Source organism: Phenylobacterium haematophilum (genome assembly GCF_014196295.1).
Taxonomy (GTDB): Bacteria; Pseudomonadota; Alphaproteobacteria; order Caulobacterales; family Caulobacteraceae; genus Phenylobacterium; species Phenylobacterium haematophilum.
Map to the genome: position 1 here is coordinate 100,081 of NZ_JACIDK010000003.1, position 9,523 is coordinate 109,603.

Consider the following 9,523-nt stretch of genomic DNA (forward strand, 5'->3'; position numbering starts at 1 on the left):
TTCCATGCCCAGCCAGCGAGATGACGCCATGGCTCACGATACAGCCGCCGCCCCTGTCCACATCGCCGTAGACCGCGGCCACGCGGCCCTGCCCGACGCGCCGATCAAGATCCGCGCCCGCGACGTCAGCGTCTTCTACGGCGAGAAGCAGGCGCTGTTCGACGTGTCGCTCGACGTGCCGGAGAACTCCGTCACCGCCCTGATCGGGCCGTCGGGCTGCGGGAAGTCGACCTTCCTGCGCTCCATCAACCGGATGAACGACACAATTCCGGGCGCCAAGGTGACCGGCCGCATCGAACTGGATGGCGAGGACGTCAACGACCGCTCCATCGACCCGGTGGTGCTGCGCGCCCGCGTCGGCATGGTGTTCCAGAAGCCGAACCCGTTCCCCAAGACGATCTTCGAGAACGTCGCTTACGGTCCGCGCATCCACGGCATCGCCACCGGCAAGGCCGAGCTGGAAGCCATCGTCGAATCCTCGCTGAAGCGCGCGGGCCTCTGGGCCGAGGTCGCCGACCGCCTTCACCAGCCGGGCACCGGCCTGTCGGGCGGCCAGCAGCAGCGCCTGGTGATCGCCCGCGCCATCGCCGTTTCGCCCGAAGTGATCCTCATGGACGAGCCGTGCTCGGCCCTCGACCCGATCGCCACCGCGCGCATCGAGGAACTGATCGACGAGCTGCGCAACCAATACTGCATCGTCATCGTCACCCATTCGATGGCCCAGGCCGCGCGGGTGTCGCAGAAGACCGCCTTCTTCCATCTGGGCAAGCTGGTGGAGGCCGGACCCACCGGCGAGATCTTCACCAACCCGCGCGACAGCCGCACCCAGGACTACATCACCGGCCGCTTCGGCTAGGGGCACGGACATGAACGAGCACATCGTCAAATCCTACGAAGACGAACTGAACACCCTCACCGCCGATTGCGCGCGGATGGGCGGGCTCACCGAGGCCCAGGTCGGCGACGCCCTCGACGCGGTGGTCAAACGAGACCAGGCGCTGGCCGAGTCTGTCGTCGGCCGCGACGAGCGGCTGGACCTGCTGGAGGCCGACATCGAGCGCAAGGCGATCCGCCTGATCGCCCTGCGCCAGCCGATGGCCAACGACCTGCGCAAGACCGTCGCGGCGATGAAGATCGCCTCGAACCTCGAGCGCTGCGGGGATCTCGCCAAGAACATCGCCAAGCGGACCATGATCCTCAACGAGGCCGAGCCGATCAGCCCGCTGACCCGCTCCATCGAGCGGATGGGCCGCTTGGTGGCGGGCCGCCTGAAGGACGTGCTGGACGCCTACACCGGCTCGGACCTCGACCGCGCCCTGGCCGTCTGGTCGCGCGACGACGAGGTCGACGAGCACTACAACAGCCTGTTCCGCGAGCTGCTGACCTACATGATGGGCGACCCGCGCACGATCACCGCCTGCGCCCACCTACTGTTCGTCGCCAAGAACCTCGAGCGCATCGGCGACCACGCCACCAACATCGCCGAGATCATCCACTACGAAATCACCGGCGAGGAGATGATCTCCGCCGACCGGCCCAAGACCGACGCGCTAAGCGCCTAGGAGCCTGCTGACTTGACGCCCTTCATTCTGGTGGTCGAGGACGAAGACGCCCTCTCGACCCTGCTGCAATACAACCTCGACAAGGAAGGTTACGACGTCGTCGTGGCCGCCGACGGCGAGGAGGCCCTGACCCTGGTGTCCGAGCGTCTGCCGGACATCATCATTCTCGACTGGATGCTGCCGAAGATCTCCGGGATCGAGGTGTGCCGGCGCCTGCGCCAGCGCTCGGAAAGCCGCAACGTGCCGATCATCATGCTCACCGCCCGCGGGGAGGAGAGCGACCGGATCCGCGGCCTCGACACCGGGGCCGACGACTACATCGTCAAGCCGTTCGCGATGAGCGAGCTGTCGGCCCGCATCCGCGCGGTGCTGCGCCGCATCCGTCCGGGCCTGGCCGAGGATCGCGTGCACATCGGCGACCTGACGATCGACCGCGTGGCCCACCGGGTGAAGCGGGCGGGCAAGGAAATCCACCTCGGTCCGACCGAGTTCCGCCTGCTCGACTATCTGATGCAGCACCCAGGCCGGGTGTTCAGCCGCGAACAGCTGCTCGACGCGGTCTGGGGCTCGGACGTCTATGTCGAGGCCCGCACCGTCGACGTCCACGTCGGGCGCCTGCGCAAGGCGCTCAACAAGGAAGAGACGATGGTCGACCCGATCCGTACCGTCCGCTCTGCCGGCTATTCGCTGGACATGGACGCCTGACTTCGTTGCTCCCCCTCTGGGGGAGCTTTCAGCCGAATGGCTGACGGGGGAATCTTGCTTCAAGAACGCTCGAGAGCGGTCTTTCTCCGTCGGCTTCGCGCGCCACCTCCCCCAGTGGGGGAGGATCTAACTCCTACGCGTCGTCACGCTTGTAGATCGATCGCTTCGGCCGCTCCATCACCCGACGCAGCATCGGCTCGAAGGCCTCCAGCGGCATCGACTCGTAGGCCGGATCGAAGCTGTTCTGGTCGTACAGGTGGCAGAACTGCGCGGTGTATTCGAAGTCCGGATGGCCGCGGAACTGCTCGCGCATGTCGCGGTCCAGGCCCAGGTGGTGGAAGAAGTAGTAGCCCTGGAAGATGCCGTGCTTGTCGAGCATCCAGTGGTTCCGCTCCGACACGTACGGCTTCATGATCACGGCGCCGATCTCGGCGTGGTTGGCCGGGCCCAAGATGTCGCCGATGTCGTGCATCAGCGCACAGACCACGTATTCCTCGTCGCGGCCGTCCTTGAAGGCGCGGGTCGCGGTCTGCAGCGAATGCTCCAGCCGGTCGACCGGATAGCCGCCGTCGTCGCCCTGCAGCATCTTCAGATGGCCGATCAGCCGGTCGGGCAGGGTGCGGTTGAACGGGCCGGCGGCCTTCATGATGGCCATCCAGTCGTCCTGGGTGCCCTCGGTCATGGCCGTGAATTGCGCCTTCGCCTGGATCTCGCCGTCGGCCATGGCGGCCTCCCTCTCGTTGTTTGCGCCATCGTGCGGCGGTCTGAAGGGGGCGTCAAAACAAAAGGACCCGCCGGCGCGGGGCGGGCGGGTCCGAATGCGGTCTTGTCGTCAGGGCTTAGGCGGTGGCCAGCGCGCCCTTGCGACGGTTGGCGCGGATCGCGACGCCGGCGCCCGTGAAGCCGATGATCATCATAGCCCAGGTGGCCGGTTCCGGAACCGCCGAGCCGAAGGTCAGAGTGCCGCTGTACGAGCCGTTGCCGCCGCTCCAGCCGAACACTTCCAGCTTCTGCGCGCCGGCCGTGATCGGCAGATTGAAGAGCGAGCGGAATTCCACGTTGCCTTCCGAGACCAGGTCCAGCGCGACGCCGTTCAGCTTCACCGAGGAGAAGTTGATGTTGGTCGAGGGGGCGCCCAGGGTAAGGATCGAGCTGATGGTCGCGCCGCCGGCGCCGTTGGTCGGGAAGACGAAGTCGAACACGTGCGAGAAGTCGCCGCCAGCGACGGCAGTGTCCCCGAACACGCCGGTGATCGAGCCGTCAGCGGCCGGGGCGGTCAGGTTGACGTATTGCGCGGCGTTGGCGGCCGGAGCGGCGGCCAACATCGAGACGGCGAGTGCGGCCCCGACAAACAGCTTCTTCATAGGGTACTCCAGCTTACTGTGCGCCAAGCCTGATCACGACCTAAAATTGTGCTCTGTGGGACGACGCTATTGGAGCGCGCAACTAGCCAGCCGCGACCTTTTGGCGCAACAGTCTTAGCAAGAATTTACCATGAAAAATTGTAACGACTTAACCATGGCGCGCGTGACGCGCGCGGAACGGGCATAATTCTGCGCGTTTCCCGCGCACCTCACGACCATCGCGGGAATGTATATGCACCGACCGCCACCGCTTGAGCCGCGCGCGGGGAACCGCTAGATGGAAGGCCTTGGTCCGCCCCGCCCAAACGGCGCGCGACCGGTGCGGGCGTAGCTCAGGGGTAGAGCGTCAGCTTCCCAAGCTGAATGTCGTGGGTTCGAATCCCATCGCCCGCTCCAATTTTTCGAAGACTTAAGATCAGCGTTCTGGAGTGATCGCCGATTGTCCGTTCGACGCGGAGAACGCCGCTGCGGGCGTGAGCAGCGCGTCGCGGGTCAGAACGCCTGCGACGTCGGGCTCCAGCTGCGCAGGGCGATGGAGCCGCGGGTCAGGGGATGATCTCGCCGCGCGACGGCGCAGGTCACCCCCTCCATGCGGATGTCGAGCATGTGAAAATTGTGCCGCGCGCCGTCATCGACGGTCGAGACCTCCCGCCATCGGTCGAAGTCCACCGAATGGAACCCGACCGTTACGCGCTGCGGGTCATAAGCGACGCCCTTGCCGAGCGATTTCAGGATGGCTTCCTTGCGGACCCAGAGCCGCAGGAGATCGGCTTGCGCCAGGTCGCGTTCGCGCGGGTCCGCCAGCTCGTCGGGCGAGAGGACGTGGGTCACCTCATCGCGGGTCAGGCCGATTGATCCGGTCTCCAGGTCGATGCCGACCTCACGCTCGGGGTCCACCGCGATCACAGCTAGATCGTCCGAATGCGCCAGGCTGAAGTAAGGCCCGCCCGGGACGCTGAGTTTACCCCAGTCGTTTACGACGAACGTCACCTCGGAAGGGGGGCGGGTCAGATAGCCGGCCAGAACGCTTCGCAGCGCGGCGTGCGCCACGACATAGCGCCGCCGCAGGTGATCGAAATGAAAGGACTGAGCTCTGGCGAGCTCGTCTGGCGAAAGGCAAGCTGCAAGCCCCGTCGTGGCCGGGCCGGAAAGATCAATTTGGATCAAATCCAGAATGACGCTGCTCCCCCTATCGTCGTCAGCTGACCGCGCCCAGCCTCTCCGTCAACAGGATTCATTTAGACGTGCAGGGGCTTCGGAAGTCTTTAATTAACCCATATCTGTTCTTAGTTCGTTGTCGAAATTCAACTGCAAAAAATTTGTTACGCGGGTAACATTCGCGCTGCGTCCTAGGCATCGCACTAGCTAGTCTTTTCAGTATGTAGCTAGATAAGCTTCCTGTCGCAGGAAATCCTTGTCGGCCAGAACGGCCGAACCTTGGGCGGTTCCACATGTCGAGACCAAACGCCTACTTTGTTGGGGATGGCACGCTTCTCATCCGCTGCGCGGAGGCGTTCCTGGAGACAGGCGGGCAGGTGGCGGGGGTGGCGTCCACGGCGCCGCAGATCATCGCCTGGGCCCAGGAGCAGGGTCACGCCCTGCTGGGGGTTCCCGCCAAGCCGGACCTGCGGCCGGGCGGAGCCGACTACCTTTTCAGCGTGGCGAACCTCTCGGTGCTGGGCCCCGACGCCCTGGCCGCCGCGCGGGTGATGGCGATCAACTTCCACGATGGTCCGCTTCCCGAACGGGGGGGGCTGAACACGCCGGCCTGGGCGATCCTCGAAGGCGCGGACGAGCACGCCGTGACGTGGCACGAGATGCTTGCGGCGGTCGATGCGGGCCGCGTGCTCAAGTCCCGCCGCTTTGCGATTGCGCCGAACGAGACGACGTTCAGCCTCAACCTCCGCTGCTACGAGGCGGGCGAGGAATCCTTCCGTGAGCTGCTGACCGATCTCGCCGCCGGGCGGCTGGAGGCCACGCCGCTCAGCGGCGTGCGCGGCTGGTACGGGCGCGCCAAACGTCCGGCGCATTTCGGAATTCTGGACTTCAGGCGACCGGCTGCCGAGCTTGGCCGGACGGTTCGGGCGCTGGATTTCGGCGCCCGCCGCAACGCCCTGGGATTGCCCAAGCTGCTGCTGGGCGAGCGGCTCGTGGCGGTCCGCAAGCTTGATCGGGCCGGGGAGGGCCGGGGCGAGCCCGGTCAGGTCCTAGCCCTGGACGAGACCTCGATCACCGTAATGGCCGGCGACGGCGCGATCGTGCTGAGCGGCCTGTCGGGCATGGCCGGCGAGGCGCTCGATCCCATGACGCTCGGCGTGGCGGTGGGCGCGGTGCTGCCGGCGCCGGCCGCGCTCGAGGCTTCGATGCTGCGCGGCGTCGGCGCCTCCGAAGGCTTCTGGGAAGACGTCCTCGAAAACGCCAACCCGCTGCTTCCACCGTTCCCTCGCGACCATGCCGCGGGGCCGGGGCAGGCCGCGCTCGCTGTCGGCCAGGTGTCGCCGCAAGCCCTCGGCGCGGCCTGGGCCGCCTGGCTGGTCGCGCTGACCGGCCAGGCACGCGTGACGCTGGCGATGGAGGCCGCAGCGGCCGGCCCGGCCTTGTCGCGCCGGTTTCCGCTCACGGTGGATCTCGACCCCGCCGGCACGGCGCAGTCGGCGCTCGCCGCCTTTGCGCAGGCCTTGGCGCGGGCGCAGGCAGAGGCTCCGATGGCCGCCGACCTGCCCTTGCGGCTGGAGGGCCAGGCAGCCGTTCAAGCGGCGCTCGCGGCCTTGGCCGTGGTGGTCGCCGGCCAACCAAACGCGCCCGGCGCCGACCTGACGCTCAGCGTCGATCCGCCGGCGATCAGCGTTCGCGCCGGCCTGCATGCGCCCGATGTCCTCGGCGCGATGGCGGCCGACTTCAGCACCTTCTGCAACGCATTCCTCGGCGCCCCGCAGGCCCAATTGGCCGCCCTGCCGCTGGGCGGCGACGTCTCGGCGTCCTCCGCCGCCGGACCGGGCCAGAACCCGGCCACGATCCACGCCCTGATCGCCGCCATGGCGCGCGAAATTTCAGACGCCATCGCCGTCGAGGATGGCGGCCGCAAGCTGACCTACGGCGAGCTTGAGGCGCGGGCGACCCGCCTGGCCGGCGCCCTGGCCGCGCGCGGCGCGCGGGCCGGCTCGGTGGTCGGGCTCTATCTTGGCCGCAGCGTCGACCTGGTAGTCTCGATCCTGGCCGTTCTCAAGACCGGCGCGGCCTATCTGCCGCTCGACCCGTCCTATCCGGCCGACCGGATCGCCTTCATGCTCGAGGATTCCGCCGCCGCGCTGGTGGTGGCGGACACCGGCGCGGCGCTGCCCGGCTTCCTCGATCCGGCGCGCGTGGTTTCTCATACGGCCGAGCAGGACCTGCCCGCCGTGCAGGGCGCGCCCGGCGACCTGGCCTACCTGATCTACACGTCCGGTTCGACGGGCCGGCCGAAGGGCGTGATGATCGAGCATCGCAACGTCACCAACTTCTTCGCGGGCATGGATCGCGTCGTGCCGCTCGAACGGGGCGCGCGGCTGCTGGCGGTCACCTCGATGTCGTTCGACATCTCGGTGCTCGAACTCCTGTGGACGCTGACCCGCGGGGCGACCATCGTGCTGCAGGGCGGCGGCGGCCAGGCCGACCTGCCGGCCTTCTCGCTGTTCTATTTCGCCGCCCAGTCGGGCGGGGCCGACAGCTACCGCGTCCTGTTCGAGGGCGCGCGCTTCGCCGATGAGAACGGCTTCGAAGCGATCTGGACGCCGGAACGCCACTTCCACGAGTTCGGCGGCCTCTATCCCAGCCCGGCGATCAGTTCGGCCGCCCTGGCCGGCATGACCAAGAACGTCAAGCTGCGGGCCGGCTCAGTCGTGGCCCCGCTGCATCATCCGGTGTCGATCGCCGAAAGCTGGGCCCTGGTCGACAACCTATCCGGCGGTCGGGTCGGCATCGCGATCGCCTCGGGCTGGCAGCCGAACGACTTCATCCTCCGGCCCGAGAACTTCGCCGACCGCAAGTCAATCGCGCTCGGAACCGTGGAGACGCTTCGCCGGCTGTGGGCGGGCGAGGCGATGGAATTTCCGGGCCCTGACGGCAAGCCGGTCGCCGTGAACATCCATCCGCGCCCGGTGCAGAAGGAAATTCCCGTCTGGATCACCGCGGCAGGCAATATCGAAACCTTCGCCGAGGCCGGTCGCCTCGGGTGCGGGGTGCTCACCCACCTGCTCGGCCAGTCGATCGAGGAGCTCAAGGCGAAGATCGGCGGCTACCGGCAGGCCCGCGCCGAGGCGGGCTTCGATGGCCCCGGCCACGTCGTGCTGATGCTCCACACCTTCGTCTCTGAAGACGAGGAAACCGTGCTGGCGACCGCGCGCCAGCCGATGAAGTCCTACCTGAACAGCGCCGTCGACCTGGTGCGCCGCGCCTCGTGGACTTTCCCGACCTTCGTCTCGCGCGCCGAGGCCGCGGGCGGCAGCCCGCAGGATATCCTCGAGAGCCAGGACCTGACGCCGGAAGAACTCGACGCGCTGCTGGATCACGCCTTCGAGCGGTACTACCGCCAGTCCGGCCTGTTCGGCACGCCGGAGACCGCCAAGGACATCGTGCGCGAGGTGACGGCGGCGGGGGTCGATGAGATCGCCTGTCTGATCGACTTCGGCATCGAGTCCGAGACCGTGCTGGCCAACCTCAAGCACATCCGCACGCTGATGAGCGAGCTCGAAAAGGATGGAGGGGTCGGCCACAAGAGTTCGGTGGCCGAGGACATTCTGCAGAACGGCGTCACCCACCTGCAGTGCACGCCGTCGATGGCCGCCTATCTCGCCGCCGACGCGGCGGGCCGACGGGCGCTGCAGCAGCTCGAATGCCTGATGGTCGGCGGCGAGGCGCTGCCGCCGGACCTCGCACGCGAGCTGCGGGCCGGCTTCTCCGGGCAGCTGCTCAACATGTACGGGCCCACCGAGACGACGATCTGGTCGTCGGTCGCCAGGCTCGACGCGGTGGGCGAGCGGGTGCCGCTCGGCGAGCCGATCGCCAATACCGACCTGAGCGTGCGCGCACCCGGCGGCCAGGTCGCCCCGCGTCAGGTCGAAGGCGAACTGTGGATCGCCGGCGCCGGCGTATCGCGCGGCTATTGGCGGCGGCCCGAACTGACGGCCGAACGCTTCGTCGAACGTGACGGCCAGCGCTGGTATCGGACCGGCGATCTGGTGCGGATGCAGCGCGACGGCGCGCTGGATTTCCTGGGCCGGACCGACAACCAGGTGAAGGTCCGCGGCCACCGCATCGAGCTTGGCGAGATCGAGGCGGTGATCGCCGAGTCGGGTACGGTCCGCCAGGTTGCGGTCAAGATGGCCGAGTTCGGCGAGAACGACGTGCGGCTCCTCGCCTACGTCACGCCGGGCGACACGCCGCCCAGCGAGCGCGACCTGCGGGCGCGGCTGGCCGACAAGCTGCCGGAGTTCATGCGGCCCTCGCAGATCGTCATCCTTGAGCGGATGCCGATGACGCCGAACGGCAAGATCGATCGCAAGGCCCTGCCGCTTCCCAAGGCCGCCTCCGAACGGGGCGAAATGGTTGCCGCCGCGGGCGACATGGAATCGGCGGTGGCGGCGATCTGGCGCGACGCGCTCGGCCTCGAGGAGATCTCCGTCACCGAGAACGTCTTCGATCTCGGCGCGCACTCCCTGCTGGCTGTGCAGGTGCAGCGACGCATGAAGCAGCATCTGGCCCGCGACATCGCCATCACCGACATCTTCCGGTTCCCGACGGTCCGCGCGATCGCCGCGCACCTCTCGAGCGACGCCGCCCCGGCCAACTCCGCCGCCGACCGCGGCGCGGCCCGCGCCGCCGCAAGGCTGGCCAGAATGGGTCGCAGGTAGGATC

At 67.8% G+C, this 9,523-nt stretch carries 6 protein-coding genes, 1 tRNA gene and 1 pseudogene; 5 read left to right on the forward strand and 3 right to left on the reverse strand.

The window, feature by feature from the left end:
- The first annotated feature begins 20 nt into the window (after positions 1 to 20).
- From pstB to phoB, 3 genes and pseudogenes are all read left to right on the forward strand, one after another.
- A pseudogene (gene pstB / locus GGQ61_RS11380) lies at positions 21 to 856 on the forward strand (phosphate ABC transporter ATP-binding protein PstB).
- 10 nt (positions 857 to 866) lie between these two features.
- Positions 867 to 1,562, forward strand: a complete 696-nt coding sequence (gene phoU, locus GGQ61_RS11385) for a phosphate signaling complex protein PhoU (protein WP_183772677.1) — start codon at positions 867 to 869, stop codon at positions 1,560 to 1,562.
- Positions 1,563 to 1,574: 12 nt separating this feature from the next.
- Positions 1,575 to 2,267, forward strand: coding sequence for a phosphate regulon transcriptional regulator PhoB (gene phoB / locus GGQ61_RS11390; protein ID WP_183772679.1), 693 nt, complete (start codon positions 1,575 to 1,577; stop codon positions 2,265 to 2,267).
- 133 nt (positions 2,268 to 2,400) lie between these two features.
- On the opposite strand, the gene GGQ61_RS11395 is transcribed toward phoB, so the two are convergent.
- Both GGQ61_RS11395 and GGQ61_RS11400 read right to left on the reverse strand, forming a co-directional pair.
- On the reverse strand, positions 2,401 to 2,991 hold the full coding sequence (locus GGQ61_RS11395) for an HD domain-containing protein (protein WP_183772681.1): 591 nt from the start codon (positions 2,989 to 2,991) through the stop codon (positions 2,401 to 2,403).
- A gap of 115 nt (positions 2,992 to 3,106) precedes the next feature.
- On the reverse strand, positions 3,107 to 3,631 hold the full coding sequence (locus GGQ61_RS11400) for an FxDxF family PEP-CTERM protein (protein WP_183772683.1): 525 nt from the start codon (positions 3,629 to 3,631) through the stop codon (positions 3,107 to 3,109).
- A 321-nt stretch (positions 3,632 to 3,952) separates the two neighbouring features.
- Between GGQ61_RS11400 and GGQ61_RS11405 the strand changes: the two genes are divergently transcribed.
- Positions 3,953 to 4,027: transfer RNA gene (locus tag GGQ61_RS11405), tRNA-Gly, on the forward strand.
- Positions 4,028 to 4,123: 96 nt separating this feature from the next.
- Here the strand turns inward: GGQ61_RS11405 and GGQ61_RS11410 are convergent.
- Complete coding sequence (locus GGQ61_RS11410; RefSeq protein WP_183772685.1) at positions 4,124 to 4,681, reverse strand: 4'-phosphopantetheinyl transferase superfamily protein; 558 nt, start codon at positions 4,679 to 4,681, stop codon at positions 4,124 to 4,126.
- Positions 4,682 to 5,082: 401 nt separating this feature from the next.
- Here GGQ61_RS11410 and GGQ61_RS11415 point away from each other — a divergent pair, with 401 nt between their 5' ends.
- On the forward strand, positions 5,083 to 9,519 hold the full coding sequence (locus GGQ61_RS11415; RefSeq protein ID WP_183772687.1) for a MupA/Atu3671 family FMN-dependent luciferase-like monooxygenase: 4,437 nt from the start codon (positions 5,083 to 5,085) through the stop codon (positions 9,517 to 9,519).
- Positions 9,520 to 9,523: the final 4 nt, after the last annotated feature.

Coding starts and splice junctions, on each gene's coding strand:
- GGQ61_RS11395 (WP_183772681.1), bottom strand. CDS start 2,991: ATGGCCGACGGCGAGATCCAGGCGAAGGCGCAATTCACGGCCATGACC.
- GGQ61_RS11415 (WP_183772687.1), top strand. CDS start 5,083: ATGTCGAGACCAAACGCCTACTTTGTTGGGGATGGCACGCTTCTCATC.
- GGQ61_RS11400 (WP_183772683.1), bottom strand. CDS start 3,631: ATGAAGAAGCTGTTTGTCGGGGCCGCACTCGCCGTCTCGATGTTGGCC.
- phoU (WP_183772677.1), top strand. CDS start 867: ATGAACGAGCACATCGTCAAATCCTACGAAGACGAACTGAACACCCTC.